This window comes from Edaphobacter paludis (assembly GCF_039993895.1).
In the GTDB taxonomy this organism is placed as follows: Bacteria; Acidobacteriota; Terriglobia; order Terriglobales; family Acidobacteriaceae; genus Edaphobacter; species Edaphobacter paludis.
In genome coordinates, this window is the sequence record NZ_CP121194.1 from 23,239 (window position 1) to 43,745 (window position 20,507).

Sequence of the window (20,507 nt, forward strand, 5' to 3'; positions counted from 1 at the left end):
CAGAACTCCTTATGGGGTGGGGGTTTCGTTGGATGGTGGTGCAGGACGTTGGCGGAGGAGCAGGGGGAGAATGAAGAGAATGGAGATGATCGTGGTGATCATTCCTCCTACGACGACGCGGGCGAGGGGTTGCTGAGCCTGGGCTCCGATGCCGTTTGAGAGCGAAGCGGGCAACAGACCGAGGCCAGCGGCGAGGCAGGCCATGACGACGGGACGCATCTCGTCGATGCAGCCTTCTTCGAGGCCCTTGTCTGTGACTCCATCCTCGGTGATGCTTTCCCGCTGGGCGCGGCGCACTCCCGACATGAAGACAACGGCGCCCAGCGTAGCTACGCCTATTAGCGAGGTGAAACCTACAGCGGCGGAGATGCTGAACGGCGTTCGCGTGACGAAGAGAGACGCTGCACCGCCTACGGCAGCGAAGGGTAGGGTGGCGATGATGATGAATGCGTCCTTCCAGGTGTTGAACTGGATGTAGAGAAGGACCACGATAATCGCGAGCGAGATGGGGATGATGACGGCGAGGCGGCGCTGCTCTTTTCTGAGCGAATCAAACTCGCCGGCCCAGGTGTAGTCGTAGCCGGTGGGGAGTTTCACGGTCTGCTTGAGCTTGCTTTGCAGTTCGTTGATTGTGGTCGAGAGGTCGCGACCGCGAACGCTGAATTTGATGGGGATGTAGCGGCGTCCGCCCTCACGATAGATCATGAAGCTGCCTTCGCGGATGGCGATATCGGCGACCTGGCCAAGCGGGATGCGGCCGCCGTCGGCGGTGGGGATGAGGATAGCGCGTATGGCGTCGGGGCTGCTGCGGTCGGCCTCGGGGTAACGGATGGTGAGGTCGAAGCGGCGGTCTCCCTGGATGACCTGCGAGACGGGCGCTCCGCCGATGGCGGCCTGGACGGCGGCGTTGATGTCGGCGGAGAGGATGCCGTAGCGCGCGGCCTTGGCGCGGTCGATCTGGATGACGAGCGAGGGCTGCCCGCCGACCTTGAAGACGCCGACGTCGGCGACTCCGGGAACGGACTTCATGACCTGCTCGATCTTGTCGGCGAGGCTGGTGAGGGTGTCGAAGTCGTCGCCGAAGAGCTTGAGCGAGTTCTCGCCTTTGACTCCGGACATGGCCTCTTCGACGTTGTCCTGGATGTTCTGGGAGAAGTTGAGCTCGATGCCGGGAAAGCGCGAGAGGCGGTTGTTGATCTCTTCGATGAGCTGGGGTTTGGTGAGGCCGTGACGCCACTTGGCGGCGGGCTTGAGGGCGACGGAGACCTCGATGTTGTTGAAGGTGCTGACGTCGGTGCCGTCGTCGGGTCGGCCCATCTGGGAGACGGTCTGCGTGACTTCGGGTGATTGCGCGATGACAGCGCGAATCTGGTTGGCCATGGCAGCGGCGGTGTCGAAGGAGATGTCCTGCGGTAGCGTGGCGCGGATCCAGAGATTGCCCTCTTCGAGCGGCGGCATGAATTCCCCGCCGACCAGAACGAAGCAGAGGACTCCCGCGGTGAGCATGGCGCCTGCGCCGATCCAGACTCCGGAGGGGTGGCGGAGAACGCGATGGAGAATGCGCTCGTAGCCTCTGCGCAGTCCGCGGCTGAGCCAGGTGTAGCCATCGCCTACTTTTTGCACCGCGGGGGCGGTGAGGTAGCCGAGCACGGGAGCGAAGACAAGAGCGAAGATGAGCGCGCCGAGGAGAGCGAATCCGTAGGTGACGGACATGGGAGAGAAGATCTGTCCGGCGACGCCCTGCATGGTGAAGAGCGGAATGAAGGCGATGCAGATGATTGCCGTTGAGAAGAGGACGGGCGTTGCAGCGTCGGTGACGCCTTCGACGATGAGCGCGCCGGTCTCTTCGCCTTCGATACGGCGGGATAGCTTTCGATAGATGCTTTCGAGGACGATGATGGAGGCATCGACGAGGATTCCGAAGTCGATGGCGCCGATGGAGATGAGATTGGCGGAGCGGCCCGTAAGAACCATCATCCCGAAGGCGAACAGCACGGCAAACGGAATGGTGACTGCCGCGATGAAGGTGATGCGCAGGTCGCCCAGCATCGACAGCAGGACGAGCGTCACCAAAACCAGACCGGTGATGATGATGTCGCGGACGGTGTGGGTGGTCTCGCCGATGAGGTCAGTGCGGTCGTAGATCGTGCTGATCTTCATGCCGGGAGGAAGAAGGCTGCCGGCGTTGAGACTGGCGATCTTTTCCTTGAGGGCCTTGAGGGTGGGCAACGATTTTTCGTCTTTCTGAAGAAGGACGATGCCGAGGACGATGTCGTTCTGCTTGTCGCGGCCGACCTGGCCGAGGCGAGGCTGGAAGCCTTCGGTGACCTTGCCGATGTCGCGCACGGTGATGGGAGCGCCGTTCTTCTCCGCCACCACAATCGCACCGATGTCCTCGATGGAGTGAACCTGGCCGACGGCGCGGACGTTGACGTTCTGGTTGCCTAGCTGGAGATAGTTGCCGCCCGCATTGGCGTTCGACGCCTGGACTGCGTTGATGACCTGCGGAAGCGTAACGCCGAAGCTGAGCAGTTTGTTGGGGTCGGCCTCGATCTGATACTGGCGCGTGGTGCCGCCGAAGGTGGTGATGTCGATGATACCGGGAACCTGTTTGAGCTCGCGGCGAACGAGCCAGTCCTGCGTGGCCTTGATCTCGTTGAGGGTGTAGCCGGGGCCGGTGAGCTGGTAGCGATAGATTTCGCCGATGGGCGACCACGGGGAGAGTTGCGGCTGGAGATTGTTGGGCAGCGTGAGGGTCTGCAGGCGGTTGAGGACTTCCTGGCGATCGCGGAAGCTGTCGCTGCCGAACTCGAAGTAGAGCTTGACGTCGGAGAGGCCGAAGATGCTGATGGAGCGCACCTGATCGAGGTGGGGCGTGCCGTTGATGGTGGTCTCGATGGGAACGGTGACCTGCTGCTCCATCTCTTCGGCGGACCATGAGGGGTTCTGGGTGATGATCTCAACCAGCGGTGGCGAGGGGTCGGGGTAGGCCTCGATATCGAGACGCGAGACCAGGAATCCGCCGAGCGCGAGCATGACGAAGAAGAGGATGAGGATGATGGCGCGATAGCGGATGAAGAGACGAATGAGTGGCTGCACAGTTAGTCTCCGCTCGTTGGGCGCAGCAACGCGCCGCCGGTTGTGACCACCTTGTCGCCGTCGTGGAGGCCGTCGACGACTTCGATATTTTTTATCGTTCCGGAGTCGAGTGTGCGGCCCACAGTGACTACGCGCTGATCGTATTTTCCAGAGGAGTCGGCGATGAAGACGAAGGTCTTGTCGGCTTCATGCAGGACGGCGGTAGCAGGAAGAACAAAGGTTGCGCGGGTTGCGCCTGCGATGCGAATCGTGGCGAACATGTCCGACTTCAGCAGATGCTTCGGATTCGGCAGCACGACGCGCAGCTTGAGGGTGTGAGTAGTGGGGTCGAGAGCATCGGAGACGTTGTCGATGCGGCCCGTGAGCTTGAGGTCGGGGTATGCAGGCACGACGATGTCGACGGCGCGGCCAGGGCGAAGCGTGGCCAAATCCTTCTCGAAGACGTCGCCGACGACCCATACGGTGTCAAGATTTGCGATGGTGGCGATGACGGTTGCGTTGTCGAGCGAGCGCTGCATCTCGCCGGTGGCGGTGCCGATGTCGAGGACGACGCCGGAGATGGGAGCGCGCAGGGGCACGGTGTCGGATACGCTGTTCTCGTCGAAGCCAAGCTCGTGGATGTGCTGGCGTGCGCGGTCGAGTTCGGAGTGGGCGACCTGGTCGGTGGCCTGGAGTTCGGCGAAGTCCGCCTGTGAGAGAACTTCGTGTGCGAGGAGAAGCTTGCCGCGATTGAGAGCACTGTCAGCACGGATGACTTCGATCTTCGCTTTTTCGAAGTCAGAGCGGGCGACGGCGATGTCGTTGCTCTGGAGCTGAGCGATGACCTGACCCTTGGCTACATTCTGGCCGGGAAGAATGTTGAGGCCGAGGATGCGTCCGCTGAGCGGCGGATAGATGTGGACGACGTGCGCGGGGTCGGCGGTGACGTGCGCGGGGACTTCGAGGTAGTCGGTGTTTTGGGTCGAATGAACGACTGTGGTTTCGACGCCGACGTTGCTGGGTTGCTGTTCAACCGGTGGCGGAGCGTGTTTGCATGCCGTGAGGGGAACGACGGAGAGCGCAAGGGCTGACAGAATTTCGATACTTTTTTTCATGGGATGATGTCCGTCGCGGTCGCGTAGCTGAGTTGGTGAATGGCAAGCCACACCTGAACGTTGGCGTTGAGGCTGCTGAGATGGATGGAGCGGTAGTCGCGCAGGGCGTCGAGGTAATCGAGCAGCGTGGAGTTGCCGTTGCGATAGCTGAATTGCAGGTTGTCGCGGACGCGGCCGGCCTCGGCGAGGTAGTGGGTGTTGTAGCGAACAGCCTGCCGCTGAGCGGTGTTGAGCGCGAGCCACGCCTGATCTACATCGGAGACGACCTGATTGCGGGCGGCGGTGACGGCGAAGCGGCTGGAATCGACTTCGTAGCGGGTGCGTTCTTTCTCGCCCTGGTTGCGGTCGAAGATGCGCAGCGGGATCTGAACGCTGACTCCGAAGGTGTTGTCGGCGCCGCTGCGTTCGTACTCGCTGGCGACGGTAGGATCAGCTGTGCCGCTGGCGATGGCAAAGCGGGCGTTGGCCTGCGAGAGCAGAAGCGATTGCTTCGCCGCTTGATAGTCGGGTCGTGCAGCAAGGGCGCGATTTTCGGCGTCGGCCATGGTCAGGGTGAGCGGTGGCGGTTCGAGCGTGCCGGTGACATCGAAGGTGGGCGAGGGGTGATCGACGCCGAAGAGCTGCTGAAGCTGGGCGCTGGTCTGCTGCATGTTCAGCCGGGCTGCGTCGTCGTCGGCTTCGAACTGCGCGAGTTGTAGATCGATGCGCTCGTAGTCGGTGCGGGTAATGGCTCCGGCATCGAGCTGTGCTTTGCTGAGGTCGAGTGTTTTGCGGTAGTCGGCGAGATTTTCTTCCGCGATGCCCAGCGCGGCCTTGGCGGCGAGCATGTTGGTGAAGGCCTGGCGCACGTTGAGAACGAGTTGGCGCTCCTGATCGTGAAGCTGGCTCTCGGTGACGTCGGCGGTGTCGGCTGCGCCGTCCATCCGCCAGCGGCGCTTTTGTCCGCGCTCGAAGAGCCGCGAGACATTTGCCGAGTAGTAGTAGGGGTTGCCGCCGTTATTGTTGATCTCGGGCAACGTGACGCCCTGGCCCAGCAGGGTCAGGCTGGGGTTCTGACGCGCCTTGGCGGTAAGCATGGTGGCATGTACGGCGGAGAGATGTTCGCGTGCCGCAGCCAGCGATGGGTTGCCGGTGAGGGCGCGATCGACCGCCTGCTGGATCGTGATGGGAGCGGTCTGGACGTTTTGGACCGGCGGAACGGCTGGCGACGATGATTGCGCCACAAGAGGTGGACACGCCATCAAGGTAGCGCATAACAGGTAAAGACATTTCTGCGTCATACTGCCTTCGAAGTTCAAAAAATGTAGGGAGAGCTGGGGGGATACGATCTGCTAGCGAACGACGTATGCCAGGGCAGGAGGCGGACGAACGCCAATGGCCCGGATGAATCCAGCCAGAAGCTTCTCCGCAAATAAGGGAGTGCGCATGGGAGAGTAGAACCGCGGCGCAGTCATGTCCAGGACGACTAATACGACTGCTGCCAGCAAGCCGAACAGCCCAAGGACAGCGACCGGTCCGAGGGGGGCTTCGCTCGCTCGCATCATGTGTTCCAGCTCGGCCGGTGTGCTCATGGCGACGCGGTCATCGGTCATCGAGATGGCGGGGAAGAGAAGCACGAGCAGCAGAGCGAGGGCCACTAAAGTCGTCCACTGAAACTCAGTGTGCCCTTTACGGATCGACCATACCCAGCCCCCGATGAGAAGAATGGAGAGTGCTGCCCAGGCGAGATTGAGGAAAAGCTCCACGCTGGGCCGAGAATAGCACAAATTGTCAGAGGGTTAGGTAACGAGCTGGTGGCGGGGGCGGGAAAAATCGTTCTCGCGCAGTGTCCAAATCGGCTTTGTTGGGGCGTCATAAGGGTAGAGCATTTCGGTTGGTATGAGTCGTATTCTGGGGCACCCGGGTCTTTTAAACGCTGGATTTGAAGATGCTCCAGCGGGCCGCCATTATGGCCTCTTGAAAATCCAGGACGGAGATACAGATGGATACATTTCTTGCTGCTATCGAAAACCCACAAGGCTTGATGATGAAGCTGGTCTATGCGATGACGCGGCGGCAGTTTGGCAAAGTGCTTACGCCGGTTAAAGTGGTTTCTGCACGGATGCCGCTTGCATTCGGCATGTTCTCCGACAAGATTGGCAAGCTGGATAAGAAGCTCCTGCTGCGCGGGAGATGGTGACGCTGGTCCGCGAACAGGTGGCGCGTCTTAATGTTTGTCTCTTCTGCATCGATATCGGCAGATCGTTGACGATCAAATCGTCGACGAATGAAGACAACTTGATTGAAGCCCCGACCGCACCATCACCGCTCACCATCACCAAAGGAACAGACACTTCCGAATCCTGAGATCTGTGGTCTCCTACCAGCGCAGGGTTACTGTCTTTCGCTGATAGCCGTCTCCTGTGGGAAACTTCACCAGCAACTGTCCGGTGTTGCTGTTGGTGGGCGGAACGATGGTGGCTCCGTCGGCGAGGAGGTGCTTTACCTCCACATTTCTGCGTAGCTTGAATTCGACTGTCGAGCTGCCTTGCGCTTCGAGCTCGAGCTTCATGGAGTGTGCGTCGATATTCTCGGCGAGGACCTTTGGTTGTGCCGTGCGGGCGCCGGGAAGCGGCAGGCCGTGCGGCAAGGAAACTTCGATCGCCGGCAGCTTGAACGCAGCAGTCTGCCCATTAGCAGCGACCTCCTTTCCACTCGCCGCCAGTCGAACTGGCTCACCTGAAACCAGCGTGAGCCGCACAATCATCTGCTGCTTTTCACGCCGGTAATTCAGATCGACGACAGAGCTGCCAACGTGGAGCCGCCGAACATTGGCTTCGTTCCAGTCTGCGGGCAGATGGGGATTGAGCCGCACCGTCTTCGTCAGGGCATCGACTTTAATGCCGAAGAGGCCGCGGAGAGCGGGCATGATGACCATGGAGGAAGACCAGAGCTGATGGGTGGTGCTTCTGCCGAAGGGCTGAAAGTAGGCGCCGGAGAGAAGCTCGGTGACCGCGCCCAGATCCTGAGTGGTGGTCTGGTCAGCGGTCTGCATGAGGTGAGCGTAGCCCGAGAGAGGACGGTCCGTCCGATATTCCGCCAACGACAGCCAACCGGTAAAGAGCGGCCACACGGAGCCCTGATGATAGCTGATGGGATCGTAGAGGGGGTCGCTTTCGGCTACGTCGCGCAGGCCCCAGTCGGTGGAGAAGTCGTGCGATGCCCAGCGCTCGAAGCTGGGCTCGGGATGGGCGAGACCAGCTCCGCCATTCCACCATGCGACGGAGGGGAAGATGGTCGGGGTGTGGTCGAGTGCATTGGCGTTGTGACTGAAGGCATACGTTTGCGAAGCGGGCATGTAGTACTCGGCTTCGATCTTCTTTGTCAGCTCGGTCGCGCGTGCAGATGCTGCCGCAGAGGTTGCATTGTCGCCGAGCAGCGTGGAGAGCTCCGCCATGGCAGACGATGCCTGCTGGTCGAGCAGGGCGAGATAGATCTCCTGATGTGGCATTCCCGGGGGCCAGCTCTCGACCCAGCCGGTGCCCTGGGCGTTGTCGTAGATACCGTCGCCGTCGGAGTCGTGCGTGGTCTCGAAGTGCCACGCATCTTCGATAGCTTTGCGATGGGTGCGGAGAAATTCGACATCGCCGCTGGCGTGCACATAGTCGAGCATCTGCGTGAGGAAGAGCGGCGTTGCGTCGGCTGCGGCGTACATATACGGCAGCGACTTCCAATCGGTGTAGGCTGCGGTCTGGCTGTACTCATGCATCATCTTGCCGTCGTCACGCTGGCGCTTGATCAGAAATTCGAGCGCCTCGCGGCTCAGCGTGAAGTCGCCGAAGCTATTGACCGCGTAGAGAGTGTAGAGCGTGTCCCGGCCAAAGAACCAGCCGAAGCCAGGCCTCGCTGAATCACCCGAGGAGTAGTATCCGGCGACTAGTCCAATCTCGTCGCCGGTGCGCGCCCGGAGCTGTTCGATCGACATCTCCGCCCATTGAAAGTCGTCATTCAATCCAGCGTCGGGAGTCTGGATGGAAGTCAGATCGCCGAGCATCTGGGCGTAGCGTGCGGTGTGTTCTTCATAGGTCTGGGGCAGGTTTGCGTTGAGCGCGGAGATCTTCGCCAGCAGAGCAGCGGTGTTCGCCGTGGCAGTGGTGGTTCCCTCGGCCATCAGCAGAGGGAAGAAGCGCGAGCCATCACGCTTGGGCTCGTAGTGAAGCTTGAGCTCGAGCGGATAGACGCGCGGCTTCTCCTGATAAGGAGCCATGATGCCGGGCTGCGCGGTGGGCATGGCTACAGCGCCCGCAAGGTCGGGATAGTCCGTATGCAGCACGTAGAATCCGCTGTTGCCCTGCTTGACCCACTCGGCTGAGGGAATGCCTTCGCCTCGCTCGGGCCACATGGTGCGCATCTCGGGAGTAAAGCGAAAGGTGAAGTCGACCGGGCGAATGGAATCGATCTGGAAGAGAACGACCGCGCCGGTGCCATCCTTTGCCTCATCGGGAGCGAAGATCGTCTGTCGCAGGGTAAACGCGATGTGCGAGTAGGTGATGGTGGTGTGGTCGGGAAAGACTTCGATCTCGCTGGCGTCCTGGTTGACGTCGATAGGGACGGTGTAGCCCTGGACGTTGGCCTCGATGGAAAAATGGCTGAGAAGTTTTACCGGAAGCACCCAGGCTTCGAACTGACCGTCCTGCTGGCCGACGACGATGCCGCGCGTGCCTGCGACGGTGAACGGTTTCTGCGACTCGACATGGCGGCGAATCACGAGACCATGGTCCTGAAGCGGAAAATTGTTGATGGGACGAAGCTCTGTGGTCTGCGCCGCGGCCACGCCGCAGAGGGTGATCAGACTCCAATGAAAAAAACGCATGCAGGATTCTCCAGTTAGCTAGAGTAGTCTATCGCTGGTTGCGGGCAGGATATTTGGCAGACAGCGACACTGGAACCCGGTTAGCCGATCTGCGCGGGAACATCGCTCGAAGCATACTCAATTCTGTCGCGCCCATTCCTTTTGGCGAGATAGAGCGCTTCGTCCGCGGCCCGAAGGAAGGTAGCCGATGTGCCCTCGGTGGGAAACATGTAGGTCACAACGCCGATGCTGATGGTGACGAACTCGCCGATTGGGCTCTCGTTCTTCAGATTCAGGGCTTGAATGACTTCGCGCATTCTTCGCGCGACAATGTCGGCGCCGTGCGCGTCGGTTGCCGAGAGAATGACCGCAAACTCCTCGCCGCCGTAGCGCGCCAGCAGGTCCGCAGTACGCGGCAACGCGGATTGCAGCGCCTGGGCGATCTGGATGAGGCAGTCGTCGCCATATGGATGGCCATACCTGTCATTCAGCTTCTTGAAAAAGTCCACATCGATCATTAGCAGCGACAGTGGACTGCGTCGCCGCACCGCCCGCCGCCATTCGACTTCAAGCGAGTGATCGAAGCTGCGGCGATTGGCGATCTCGGTGAGGCTGTCGGTCAGCGACATCGCCTCCATCTTGTCGCGGGCGTCCTGCAGCTCCTGCTGGGCCTGCATGTAGCGGCTTTGCAGAAGCGTCGCCCGGATGCCATACACTACCAGCGCAACGACGATGCCGCTCATCCCGATATAGAAATGTTGCCGGACCAGCGCAGCGCCAAGGGCAAGCAAGGCCACCGTGAAGAAGATCGGACTGGCATTATCGATGAACAGGGTAAGGGGCTTTCGCCGAAAGGACTGCACTCTTTCCTCGCCGCGTGCGGGGCGCCCGAAGAGATAGACTGCACCGAGTGTCAGAAAAACAAAAGGAAGAATGGTCAACAGATCGTACTGGCCGGTCTGCTCATTCGTGGCAACGGTTACATGGTTGTAGAGCGCGGTGAGCAGCCCATAAATCCACAGATAACCGCATAAAATCTGGTAGAAGCGACGCTCTTCGCCATCGTTGGTATAGGCCAGCAGGCGCAGGGTCGCGGCACCGGCGAGCGCGAAACTCTCCACGTTGTAGGTCACCAGAAGACGTGACTCGGACAGCGAATGACCGGCTCGGTGAGCGAACGGAAGCACGGAAAAGATTGCTACATAGGCCAGAAATGCCGTCATCAGTACCGAAATAGCATCGAGCCACACAAACAGGGAGTCCCGTTCTCCTTCGGTTGGAGAGGAGATGGCCAGCAGGACCGGCATCCCGTAGACGAAGAACAGGAAGTCTGAAAAATCCGCGCCGATCAGCGCGCTATGCTGCAGGAGATCTTCCCACGCGGCGAAGAGGATCCCCACGCCCCAGATCGCGAGCGCAGCGCAAAGCAGCGTCCACAAGAGACGCGTCCGCACCGCACCGGCACGACCGACCCGCCAGCACACGGCCAGCGCAAGCCACGGCGCCAGAATCATGAAGGGGTACGAGACGCCCATGGCATGGGTGGGAAACAGCGCAATACATATTGATTGCAGGCCGAGATAGAGAGCCGCGAACAGAACGAAATGTATTGGCTTCAGCGTACGGTTCAACAGAGGCCCCAAGGTGCTGTGACTCACAAAACGTGCAAATCGTTAGTTAAGGCTGATAAAGAAACAAACGGTAACCTGCCGCTCTTTGAAATCGCAGAGGCAGCTAAATTCCACATAATATAGGCTGCTGCTGAAGTTACAGGGTTCTGGAGCTAATGCTATTCCCCGTTGGTGTAATCCTGTCGGAGGGATGGGGTACAGCAGGCAAGCGCGAGATGCGGCGGCGGATATGCCGCCTTCGGTCGAGATGAGGTGGGTTTGGGTGGGGCAAGGAAATCAGGCTACGGCAGACTTTATCTCTGACGATTTATTGCAGCAAAGAGACTTCTTTCTAAGCACGCCGGCGATAGCGGATGGAGAACTCGTATCCCGAATTTGGCGGGAAGAGTCTGGCCACGAGGCGTAAGCGTTCCGCCAGCGCCTGAGGAGCCAGCAGCGGATACTCGCGCTCGCGCAGTTCCGAGTAGTCGAAGTCGACCGAAAGCGATAGTTGATAGATGGCCACCGCGTCCGAGAAGGCCGATTCAAGGAAGCTCGATTTTGCCTTCTCGTCGATGACCGGCTTGCTGTCGATCTTTCCCGAATTGGCACCGCCGCCCACTGCGAGGTTGCGACTCTCCCACGCGTCCTGGCTGGTCTCGCCGCGCACGTCGGCAAGCGCCTGCGCCCATACAAGTGTGTTGAACTCCTCGGGGACGCCCGCAACATCTACAAAAGCATGGCCGACATTGATGAAGAACTCGAACGCCAGGGCGAAGCGGTCGCCCAGCAGACGGGTGGAGATAAAGACGGCCTCAGTGCCATCCAGCGTCAGATTGCGATGGCAGGTGGCCTGGTCGCCCAGTTCGGGGGTATAGGCGGCGGCGATCAGTGTGGCTTCACTGCCGCGGCTCTCGCTGAGGGCGAGCGGGACAAAGTAATACGTTTTGCGGTTAAGCGCGTGGGCAATGGCGAGGGGAACCGCCTGTACCATGTGGTCGAGGTCCTTGCCCTCCAGGCTGTTTTCGCCGAACGCGGCATAGTTGACGCCATTCGCGGCCTTCCGCACTTCCGTCTCGCGGGCAACCTGCGCCGCCTGAATCAGCCCATCTTGAACGTTCTCTGCCATAAAGCAGTATTCTACTGGTATGGCGCACACATCACAGAATGGGACGTTGACGGCTCCCCGTGCATTCGGCTCAGGCTACCTGTTTGGCGTTCCCCTCGGCGACCTCGGACTCTTCACCACGCTGCTGATGAGCGCAGCGGTTGGCTTCGCCGCATTCTTTGCATCAACCTTCTGCGCCATCATCACTCTTCTCTTCTACAAAGTGGCCACCAGCCATATGCCCGACTTCACCATCACGTACAAGTGGGTCGGACTTCCTGTGGGTGTAGTTGTTCTGCTGCTGACGCTGGCCTATCTAGGCACGCTTTGGGTGAAGCGCAAGCTGCGCAAGGGCTGAATGCTGGTCAAGATTTTATAGCCACGCACTGAGCAACCGCCCCGCTGTGCCGCGGAGCATTAGTGAGTCGCTGCGTCCTGCAAAGTAGCGCGAGTTGATCTCGTCGGTCCCAAGGTCCTCGATTGCCCGAAATGCAGCAAGCTCGGCGGCCATCTCTTCCGGCGTGAAGAAGAGCTGAAAGGGCTCTCCTGCCAGCGCCACGCGCGACGCGAGTGAGTCGTGCGCCAGCTGTTCGAGCATCGGCAGCACGCGTCGCGGCTGGCCATAGTCGAGCACCACGCCACTTCCCTGGGGCTGGCTGGAGATGAAATCCAGCGTCGTCCGAAATGCCGCAGCGGTGAGATAAGGCACCACTCCGAGCCAGGCAAAGAAGCTTGGAGCCTGCGGGTTGAACCCAGCCGCCAGCAACTGACCGGGCAAGGACTCCCGCTCGAAGTCCACTGGCGCATAGGTCAAACGATCCGGCGCGGCGATGCCGCCGGCCTCCAGCAGTTGGCGTTTCCAAAGCTGAGTCGCCGGGTGGTCTACCTCGAACACCCGCAGTCCGGGATACGAGTTCCTGTGCGCGAACGTATCGAGTCCCGCGCCGAGCAGTACATACTGCGAGACGCCCCGGGCCACGGCACGGGCCAAATTGTCCTCGGCGTAGCGGCTGCGAGCTACCAGAAACGCCCGCAGCGAAACCGAAAAAGGCCGGTCGGGCCGTGTCGGCGTCCGCCGGATCTCTTCGGCATAGGTATCACCCAGGATCGACACGGCAAACGGGTCGTCAAATATCAGCGGCCTGGCATCATAAATCTGGTGAGCGGCGCGCCGCATGGCGACGCGGAGTGCAGTACGGGATGGCCTGGCCTGTTCCATTCAAATCGTCTCAGGCGGTCTTGCTGTCCACGGCGGTCATCCATGTCAGGGCCTGTGCGAGGTACTGCTTCATCTGTTTGCGTGGAACGATGGCGTCGAGAAAACCATGCTGCATCAGAAACTCCGACCGCTGAAATCCCTCAGGCAGCTTCTGCCGAATCGTCTGCTCGATGACGCGCGGCCCGGCAAAGCCGATCAGCGCCTCTGGTTCAGCGATATTCAGGTCGCCGAGCATGGCAAAGCTCGCCGTCACGCCGCCTGTGGTCGGGTCGGTCATCAAGGAGATGTAGGGAATCTTCTCGTCATCCATCCGCGCGAGTCCGGCGGAGATTTTGGCGAGCTGCATCAACGAAGCGATGCCCTCCATCATGCGCGCGCCGCCTGAGGCCGAGACGATAATCAGCGGGTGCCGCGTTGCGAGTGACCTGTCCACGGCGCGGGCGATCGTTTCGCCCACGACCGCGCCCATGCTGCCGCCGATGAAGCTGTACTCCATCACGCTGAGCACGACCGCATGCGGGCCGAGCATCCCGGTCGCATTGATGATCGCGTCGTTCAGACCGGTCTTGGCCTGCGCCTCTGCAAGCCTTCGCTTATAGGGTTTCAGGTCGGTAAATTCGAGCGGATCGGTCGAGCGCAGCTCCAGGTCCACCAGCTCATAGCCGGGCTCCAGCAGATTGTTGATGCGGGTGCGCGCATCGATGCGGAAGTGCTTGCCGCACTTCGGGCAAACCTGCAGATTGGCTTCGAGGTCTGCCTTGAAGATGATCTCGCGGCAGCCATCGCAGCGCATCCAGAGACCTTCTGTGCGCACCGTCTTCTGCGGATCGTTGACGATCTCATTGTCTTCGCGTTTGAACCAGGTCATTTGTTTTCAGCGCCCTCTGAGTTCGTGCCTGTCCATTGTACCGAGGTCTGTTCGATATTGGCTGGGAAGGTCTCTCCACTTCGCTTCTCTCCGGTCGAGATGACGTGGTTTGGTGGGGCCAGATCCCGTGTTCCCCGAGCGCAATTCCTGTTCTTGCCTCTAATGGCTGGAGTGGTAAGGGTGCCCGGCCAGAATTGTCAGTGCTCGATACACCTGCTCTGCTGCCACTACGCGAGCCAGCTGGTGGGGCAGAGTGATGCGTCCGAACGAGAGCAGCAGATTTGCCCGCTGCAACGCGGGAGCCGACCACCCATCCGCCGGTCCCACCGCCAGCACCAGCCGCTGGCTCCCGCCGTCGCGCAGGTTGCCGAAGCGGGCGGCAAACTCCTCCGACGAGAACTGCTGCCCTCGGCTGTCGAGCAGGATTGCGTATGCAGGACCGCGCCCCGCCTGCTTGGTCAGCCAGTCCAGAAAGCCGGTCTCGTCGTCGAAGGTCTGGGACTCGCATGGGAGATACCGGCCACAGCGCTCTATATAGTCAGCTAACAGGCGATCGGTCGCTTCGGACTTGGTTCGGGTGCGTCGCGGTGCGATTGCAGTCAAGAAAATTTTCATGAAATCGTCATCCGGCGCATAGCAACCTCCTAAAAATTTCGCGATAGATCCATTTTCACAGATTATGTTCGCTCATTCTCTAATATTTCATATTCCGTATCGCCGTTCTTCACCAAATGGTTCATTAGTTGCTGTTTGTTGCAAAAATCTGACTATGGCCTCCAACGTGCATGACCATTCGTAACCGTTGACGTGTTGGTTGGCAACGGCAGCTGAGGAAATGAGTAAGTTCCGATTTGCCACTCATCAGTTTCATACACAGCCTTGGGTCAGGAGTTCTATTCATGCGTATACGGTCTTTCGCGGTAATCTCCGCAATCTTGTTTGTTTTTATGGTGATGGCCGGGGTCGGTTTCTCTCAGACTGCCAGCGGTAATCTCGCAGGAACCGTTAAGGATGCAACTGGGGCAGTCATCCCCAATGCCACGGTCACCGCAGTCAATGAAGATACGAACATCTCATACAGCGGCAAAGGAAACTCCAGCGGCGACGTTCTCATCCCCAATCTTCCCTACGGAAACTATGATGTCACCGCTTCTTCCCCTGGCTTTACGAACTACACCCTCAAGGGCCTCCACATCGAAGTCGGCAAATCGTCTACTGCCAACCTGACGCTCTCCGTCTCCAGTGCCACCAGCGTCGAGGTTTCAGCAGTTGCGGCGGTTTCACTCGATACCACCAGCGCCAACCTCACGCAGACCTTCGAGCCTGCGGAACTCAAGATTCTGCCCAGCGCCACCGTCGGGCTCGGCGTGCTCAACGTCTCCCTTTTGAGCCCGGGCGTCGCCTCTAACGGCGGCATCGGCGCCGGCACCGGACCTTCGGTCGGCGGCCAGCGTCCCCGCAACAATAACTACACCATCGAAGGTATCGATAATAACGACAAGGGCGTAACCGGTCCCCTCGTATATATCCCTAACGACGCGGTAGGCGAATTCTCTCTCATTACCAATCAATTTTCGCCTGAGTTCGGCCACTCCTCCGGCGGCCAGTTCAGCACCAGCGTTATCAGCGGAACCAATAAGTTCCACGGCGCGGCCTACGAATACTTCCAGAACCGCAATCTGAATGCCGAGAACGTTCCTGCCGGTCAACACCAGCCCAACCCGCGCTTCGATTACAACCGTTATGGCGGTCAGGTTGGCGGTCCGATTCTCAAGGACAAGCTCTTCTTCTTCGGCAACTACGAGCGGCAGACCACCGGACAGAGCCTGCAATCGTACGTTTGCACGCCGACGGCGGCTGGCCTCACCCAGATTCAGGCGATCCCTGGCCTCAATGCCACCAATGTGGGCCAGTATGTGAAGTACACTCCGGCTTCCCCCTCGCAGGTTGACGCTTCGGCAGATGTGGCGTGCTTCAATCAGGCGACCGGGCCGCAGACGATCTCAATCTTCAGCGGTACGGGCAACAGCGGCGACGGGAGCGGTACCGGAAATGGACCCGTACTTTCCGCCAACGTCGGCAGCCCGAGCTATGCTTCCGGCACCCAGTACAACATCCCTGTCGGCAACTACCTTGTCTCCTCGCCCACCTTTATCAACTTCGGCGCCCTCACGACCAGCGGCGACTGGACGATCTCACCGACCGATAACCTTCGCGTCCGCTACCTCTATAACAGCAATACGCAGCAGGACACCGCGGCTGCGCTTCCGGTCTTCTATCAACCCCTGCCGCTGCGATACCACCTCGTTTCCATCAGCGAATTCCACACGTTTACGCCTAACCTTACCAACGAGTTTCGCGTTGGCTTTACCCGCTTTACCCAGACTTATTCCGCCGGTAATTACAAATACCCCGGTTTGGACTCCTTCCCCAACATCTATATCTATGACCAGAACGGCCTGGATTACGGTCCAGATGACAACGCTCCCCAGACCACGGTACAGAACCTGTACCAGGCTGTGGACAATATCTCCTGGATCAAGGGCAAGCATAACTTCAAGGTCGGTTTCGACGGACGCAAGTTCATTGCACCCCAGACCTTCACCCAGCGGGTTCGCGGCGACTATGAGTACAACTACCTCACTGAGTATCTCCACGACCTCGCCCCCACCTCCTTCGGCGAGCGTTCCACCGGCAACTTCGTCTACTACGGCGACCAGACTGCACTCTATGGCTATGTCAACGACACATGGCGTGTAGCCCCCACGCTGACCCTCAACTACGGCTTGCGCTACGAGTTCACCTCGGTTCCCGTCGGTGAGCGCGCACAAAGCCTCAATAGCGCGGCCAGCGTTCCCGGCCTTATCAAATTCTCGTCACCCCAGCCTCAGTACACCAACTTCGCTCCCCGCGTAGGCATCAACTATGCGCCGGACGGCAAGACCTCGATTCGCGCCGCCTTCGGGATCGCCCAGGACGTGCTGTTCGACAACCTTGGCCTGCTCTCCTTCCCGCCACAGTATTCATCTACCAATGACGTGGGAACCACGCCAGGACAACCGATCCCCGGCGACCCCAACTTCCTTACCAACGGCGGCCTGCCTGCGGGCAACGGCGCTCTCGCCACGTTCTGCCAGGATGGAACAGGCCCCGGCACTGGCGTTCCCTGCGCGCAGGATCTGTCCAAACAGCGTGCTGCCACTGCAGCCTACATGCCGGATCAGATCATTCCCTATGCGGAGACATGGTCACTCGGCGTCCAGCGTGTGTTCGCCTCTAACTACACCGCCGAAGTCCGTTACGTCGGCACTCGCGGCATTCACCTTCCGACCCAGATCCAGCTCAACGTACAGCCGAAGGTGAACGCGGGGAACCAGCTGTTTACCTCGCTCAATTCACCCGCCCTCATCGAAACAAACGCAAACGCCAGTAATCTTGCCCAGATCGTAGCGGGTTCGAACATTCTTCCGAAGTACGCGGCGGCGGGATTCACCGGCAAGATCACCTCCTACCAGCCCTACTCTGGTTCCAGCTACAACGGTCTGCAGACCAACCTGACCCGGCGCTTCCAGCATGGCTTCCTGCTCAATGCTTCCTACACCTGGAGCAAGACTATGGATGATGCGACTGCAGAGGTCTTTTCTACGGTCCTTACGCCACGCCGTCCGCAGGACTCACAGAACGTCAACGCCGATTACAGCCGTTCGGCGCTGGATCGCACTCACCGCCTGACGGTTGCGGCTGTCTACGATCTGCCCTACTTCAAGCACTCCAACTGGCTCAAGAAGAACATCATCGGCAACTGGGAGTTCTCACCCATCTACACCTACGAATCGCCTGAGTATGCCACTGCACTCTCTGGGGTGAACTCGAATCTGAATGGTGATTCGGCGGGGATCGACCGTCCGATTATCAATCCGAATGGCAAGAAGGGGACCGGATCCGGTGTAACACCTGTCTACAGCATCAACCTTGCGAGCAATTGCGGGGCGGGTGTCGCCACTTGCAATGGCAATCTAGTTGGTTATACCGCAATCAACCCCAACGCCTATTACATCCAGGCGGGCAAAGGTACTCTGCCTACTGCCGGTCGTAATACCCTGCCGATTCGCCCCATCGACAACTTTGACCTGTCGGCGAGCAAGCGGATTAACATCACCGAGGGGCTGGCTATCGAGTTCCAGGCCCAGGCGTTCAACGTTCTCAATCACCCGCAGTACACCGCCGGGAAGATCGATCAGATCGACCTGACCTCAACTCAAGGCACTTCCACGCAGTTTCAGACGGTGAGCAACCCGGCGTTCAATCACCCAGAGCTGCTCTTCAACCCCAATGCCCGGCAGATGCAGCTGGCGGCCAAGCTTAGCTTCTAGCTATCGGCGGCATTCAACGAAAGGGGCGCTCCGTGATCCACGGAGCGCCCCTTTCTCTTGTCCTGAAACGATACTGTGGTCAATACTGCGTTATTTTTTGCTGCTCTTTTTTGCTGCTACCTTTTTCGCTGCGGTCTTCTTGACGGCTACCTTTTTGGTTGCGGACTTCTTCGCAGGAGTCTTCTTTACTGCTGCCTTCTTCGCCGGAGCTTTCTTCACTGCGGCCTTCTTGGGCGGGATCGCCTTTGCCGGAGCCTTTTTCGCACGAACCGTTGCGATTCGTGCCTTCAGCTCGGCATTTAGATCGGCCACGCTCAGCGAAGTGGCAGTTTTGCGTAGCCGCTCCAGACCATAGAAGGCTCGTTTCTCTGCTGAAAATACATGGACGATAAAGTCCACATAGTCCATTAGGATCCACTCCGCTTGCCGTCGTCCTTCGACCGAGTTCGGATACACCCCAAACTCTCGTTTCAAACGAATCTCGATCTCGTCGGTGATGGCGACGTTCTGGCGTTCGTTGGTGCCATTGCAGATCAGAAAGTAGTCGGTAAGCCCGCTCTCCGCCGGGTCGAGCGCGAGAATTCGAATATCTTCAGCCTTTTTGTCTTCGCAAGCCGCGGCGGCGGCGAGCAGTAGCTGGTTGCTTTCCGTAGATGGCATGAGGCTCCTTAACGTCAATGGTAGCGGGTTGTGGCCGCAGAAGCCAGTGTTCATGCTATTTCTGCTGCTTCACCCAGGCGTCAAGATCGCCGGAGGTGTGCAATTGGCCGGCAATCAGGGCGTCCAGCAGCGATCGGGTGTGGACTGCCTTGAACGGCGTGTCGATTCGTGACCCTAGTTGCTGCCCTGGAAGCTTCACGATGTAAGCCGGCCGGTCATCGAACTGGGCGCCGTGGCTGGCCGCTTCCTCTTCGGGCATCCAGCCTCTCATCTTCGACCACAGGAAGCTGGTCCGCCAGGAGTGGTCCCCCATAATCACGATCGCGGACGAATCCCACTCGTTCCGCTGCTGCAGCAGGCTGCGAACATGAGCAACATAGCTATCCGCGAGCGCAAGGTTATCGATATAAGAAGACGGTCCAGTTGTGAGAATTTTATTGCGACGATCGTAGATGCCTTCCGGGTGCGGTATGGGCATATGCAGAAAGACGAAGTCTGCGTCTGAGTCTGCGAGCATAGAATCTCCTGCACTGCGAAGCTCGCGATAGTCGGCAATGTGAAGCCTGGTTTCCAGTTGAGGTTTGGCCGAAGCGGGGTGCTGGCCGGGAAGACGCACCGATATGGCCTTAATGCGATGAGCCATCTGCCGCAGCAGGTTATCGGAGAGACTCTGACCAGCAACGATGCCCCCGGGATAGGGAAGCTGAAAGGTCCAGAAGCAGTGATCGAGTACCTCGGGAAGAATGCGGCAATAGGGGTTATACCAGCCAGCTACCGCCGTGCTGTAACCGGCGTTCAATGCATCCTGAAATACGGTCTGGTGAGGATCAAAGGGCTGCCACGTTTTTGTGTCCGGGCGATGCAGAGAGAGTTGCGCCCCACTGGAAGACACACGGATGTCATCTACCGGAAGGCCTGTCATCAGAGAAGGAATAGCTCTTTCGGTGAAATTGGCGGCGGGAACGACATGGGTGAAGACTACCGATTCGCGTGCGATGGCGTCGAAAGCGGGAAGCTCCAGGCCAGGAAATCGCCGTTCATAGACCTGCTGGTAAGAGAGTTCATCGAGCACAATCCAAATAATTCGCGGAGCCGAAGCCCGACGATGTGAGCTGACAGAATGTTGATGCAGCACGATGGGCGTGCTAAGTTCACGGGCCTGCCATCCATACCAGAGCAGTTGGCCCACGATGAAAATGCCATAGAGAGCGACAAAGCCGAGTACAACGCTCAGAAGCCCCTCAAGCCTTTGGAACGGTGGAAGGAATGCTGGTCTCCAGAAAACTGAAAGTGTGACAAAAGCCGTCAAGCACAAGGCGAGTAGAGATACGGTGACCGTATGAGGAATGACGAACCCGGCCAGCATCGATATGTTTTTCAGCAAAATCCATGGCAGAGAGAAGAGGATCGCAGACCAAATCTCGAATTGACGGCGGCCAGGCTTCTCCGCTAAAAGAAGCGCGAAGGAAAGAAGCGCCCAAAGCAAAAATAAGTCAAACAGTACCATTACAAAAAGGGTCAACGCCGGGCCGCTGGTGTGATAAAGGGCGGTATGCGCTGGGGCGATGAGGGGTCCAACAATGGCAAGCAGGCATAATGTCGCTATGCCAAAGGCGACAAGGACCGGATGGAAGGGACGCTTCAT

15 protein-coding genes are annotated in these 20,507 nt (G+C 59.3%); 3 read left to right on the forward strand and 12 right to left on the reverse strand.

Annotated elements, in window-relative coordinates; translation table 11 throughout:
- Positions 1 to 9: 9 nt before the first annotated feature.
- The 4 genes from P4G45_RS00095 to P4G45_RS00110 are packed head-to-tail and all read right to left on the reverse strand — an operon-like array spanning position 10 to position 5,938.
- On the reverse strand, positions 10 to 3,099 hold the full coding sequence (locus P4G45_RS00095) for a CusA/CzcA family heavy metal efflux RND transporter (RefSeq protein WP_348267661.1): 3,090 nt from the start codon (positions 3,097 to 3,099) through the stop codon (positions 10 to 12).
- 2 nt (positions 3,100 to 3,101) lie between these two features.
- The gene (locus tag P4G45_RS00100) at positions 3,102 to 4,193 is read right to left on the reverse strand and encodes an efflux RND transporter periplasmic adaptor subunit (protein WP_348267662.1); all 1,092 of its coding nucleotides are present in this window, start codon (positions 4,191 to 4,193) and stop codon (positions 3,102 to 3,104) included.
- Entirely contained in the window at positions 4,190 to 5,473 is a 1,284-nt protein-coding gene (locus P4G45_RS00105; protein WP_348267663.1) for a TolC family protein, read from the reverse strand. The genes P4G45_RS00100 and P4G45_RS00105 overlap by 4 nt, the downstream gene beginning before the upstream one ends.
- Positions 5,474 to 5,524: 51 nt before the next feature.
- The gene (locus tag P4G45_RS00110; protein ID WP_348267664.1) at positions 5,525 to 5,938 is read right to left on the reverse strand and encodes a hypothetical protein; all 414 of its coding nucleotides are present in this window, start codon (positions 5,936 to 5,938) and stop codon (positions 5,525 to 5,527) included.
- Between the two features lie 236 nt (positions 5,939 to 6,174).
- On the opposite strand from P4G45_RS00110, the gene P4G45_RS00115 reads away from it, so the two are divergent.
- Positions 6,175 to 6,372, forward strand: coding sequence for a hypothetical protein (locus P4G45_RS00115; protein ID WP_348267665.1), 198 nt, complete (start codon positions 6,175 to 6,177; stop codon positions 6,370 to 6,372).
- A 180-nt stretch (positions 6,373 to 6,552) separates the two neighbouring features.
- Here the strand turns inward: P4G45_RS00115 and P4G45_RS00120 are convergent, their stop codons facing one another.
- The 3 genes from P4G45_RS00120 to P4G45_RS00130 all read right to left on the reverse strand — a co-directional run bounded on the left by P4G45_RS00120 (position 6,553) and on the right by P4G45_RS00130 (position 11,763).
- Complete coding sequence (locus tag P4G45_RS00120) at positions 6,553 to 9,045, reverse strand: hypothetical protein (protein ID WP_348267666.1); 2,493 nt, start codon at positions 9,043 to 9,045, stop codon at positions 6,553 to 6,555.
- Between the two features lie 80 nt (positions 9,046 to 9,125).
- Complete coding sequence (locus P4G45_RS00125; RefSeq protein ID WP_348267667.1) at positions 9,126 to 10,655, reverse strand: diguanylate cyclase; 1,530 nt, start codon at positions 10,653 to 10,655, stop codon at positions 9,126 to 9,128.
- 331 nt (positions 10,656 to 10,986) lie between these two features.
- On the reverse strand, positions 10,987 to 11,763 hold the full coding sequence (locus P4G45_RS00130) for a hypothetical protein (protein WP_348267668.1): 777 nt from the start codon (positions 11,761 to 11,763) through the stop codon (positions 10,987 to 10,989).
- Positions 11,764 to 11,782: 19 nt separating this feature from the next.
- Between P4G45_RS00130 and P4G45_RS00135 the strand changes: the two genes are divergently transcribed.
- Positions 11,783 to 12,100 carry a hypothetical protein gene (locus P4G45_RS00135; RefSeq protein ID WP_348267669.1) on the forward strand — a complete coding sequence of 106 codons (318 nt, stop codon included), beginning with the start codon at positions 11,783 to 11,785 and terminating at the stop codon, positions 12,098 to 12,100.
- A 15-nt stretch (positions 12,101 to 12,115) separates the two neighbouring features.
- Here the strand turns inward: P4G45_RS00135 and P4G45_RS00140 are convergent, their stop codons facing one another.
- The 3 genes from P4G45_RS00140 to P4G45_RS00150 form a co-directional block, all read right to left on the reverse strand.
- Positions 12,116 to 12,961, reverse strand: a complete 846-nt coding sequence (locus P4G45_RS00140) for a class I SAM-dependent methyltransferase (protein ID WP_348267670.1) — start codon at positions 12,959 to 12,961, stop codon at positions 12,116 to 12,118.
- 10 nt (positions 12,962 to 12,971) lie between these two features.
- On the reverse strand, positions 12,972 to 13,829 hold the full coding sequence (accD, locus tag P4G45_RS00145; RefSeq protein ID WP_348267671.1) for an acetyl-CoA carboxylase, carboxyltransferase subunit beta: 858 nt from the start codon (positions 13,827 to 13,829) through the stop codon (positions 12,972 to 12,974).
- Positions 13,830 to 13,988: 159 nt separating this feature from the next.
- Positions 13,989 to 14,444: a 23S rRNA (pseudouridine(1915)-N(3))-methyltransferase RlmH gene (locus tag P4G45_RS00150; protein WP_348267672.1), complete on the reverse strand. Its 456-nt coding sequence runs from the start codon at positions 14,442 to 14,444 to the stop codon at positions 13,989 to 13,991.
- 284 nt (positions 14,445 to 14,728) lie between these two features.
- On the opposite strand from P4G45_RS00150, the gene P4G45_RS00155 reads away from it, so the two are divergent.
- Positions 14,729 to 18,202 (forward strand): carboxypeptidase regulatory-like domain-containing protein, encoded by a 3,474-nt coding sequence (locus P4G45_RS00155; protein WP_348267673.1) that lies wholly within the window; start codon positions 14,729 to 14,731, stop codon positions 18,200 to 18,202.
- 90 nt (positions 18,203 to 18,292) lie between these two features.
- Here the strand turns inward: P4G45_RS00155 and rsfS are convergent, their stop codons facing one another.
- Together rsfS and P4G45_RS00165 are read right to left on the reverse strand one after the other, a co-directional pair.
- The gene (gene rsfS / locus P4G45_RS00160; protein WP_348267674.1) at positions 18,293 to 18,862 is read right to left on the reverse strand and encodes a ribosome silencing factor; all 570 of its coding nucleotides are present in this window, start codon (positions 18,860 to 18,862) and stop codon (positions 18,293 to 18,295) included.
- A 55-nt stretch (positions 18,863 to 18,917) separates the two neighbouring features.
- Positions 18,918 to 20,507 (reverse strand): sulfatase-like hydrolase/transferase, encoded by a 1,590-nt coding sequence (locus P4G45_RS00165; RefSeq protein ID WP_348267675.1) that lies wholly within the window; start codon positions 20,505 to 20,507, stop codon positions 18,918 to 18,920.

What these genes read in the sequence shown, in the direction of transcription:
- P4G45_RS00100 (WP_348267662.1), bottom strand. Translation starts at nt 4,193, where the DNA reads ATGAAAAAAAGTATCGAAATTCTGTCAGCCCTTGCGCTCTCCGTCGTT.
- P4G45_RS00105 (WP_348267663.1), bottom strand. Translation starts at nt 5,473, where the DNA reads ATGACGCAGAAATGTCTTTACCTGTTATGCGCTACCTTGATGGCGTGT.
- P4G45_RS00115 (WP_348267665.1), top strand. Translation starts at nt 6,175, where the DNA reads ATGGATACATTTCTTGCTGCTATCGAAAACCCACAAGGCTTGATGATG.
- P4G45_RS00120 (WP_348267666.1), bottom strand. Translation starts at nt 9,045, where the DNA reads ATGCGTTTTTTTCATTGGAGTCTGATCACCCTCTGCGGCGTGGCCGCG.
- P4G45_RS00130 (WP_348267668.1), bottom strand. Translation starts at nt 11,763, where the DNA reads ATGGCAGAGAACGTTCAAGATGGGCTGATTCAGGCGGCGCAGGTTGCC.
- P4G45_RS00135 (WP_348267669.1), top strand. Translation starts at nt 11,783, where the DNA reads ATGGCGCACACATCACAGAATGGGACGTTGACGGCTCCCCGTGCATTC.
- P4G45_RS00140 (WP_348267670.1), bottom strand. Translation starts at nt 12,961, where the DNA reads ATGGAACAGGCCAGGCCATCCCGTACTGCACTCCGCGTCGCCATGCGG.
- accD (WP_348267671.1), bottom strand. Translation starts at nt 13,829, where the DNA reads ATGACCTGGTTCAAACGCGAAGACAATGAGATCGTCAACGATCCGCAG.
- P4G45_RS00150 (WP_348267672.1), bottom strand. Translation starts at nt 14,444, where the DNA reads ATGAAAATTTTCTTGACTGCAATCGCACCGCGACGCACCCGAACCAAG.
- P4G45_RS00155 (WP_348267673.1), top strand. Translation starts at nt 14,729, where the DNA reads ATGCGTATACGGTCTTTCGCGGTAATCTCCGCAATCTTGTTTGTTTTT.
- rsfS (WP_348267674.1), bottom strand. Translation starts at nt 18,862, where the DNA reads ATGCCATCTACGGAAAGCAACCAGCTACTGCTCGCCGCCGCCGCGGCT.
- P4G45_RS00165 (WP_348267675.1), bottom strand. Translation starts at nt 20,507, where the DNA reads ATGAAGCGTCCCTTCCATCCGGTCCTTGTCGCCTTTGGCATAGCGACA.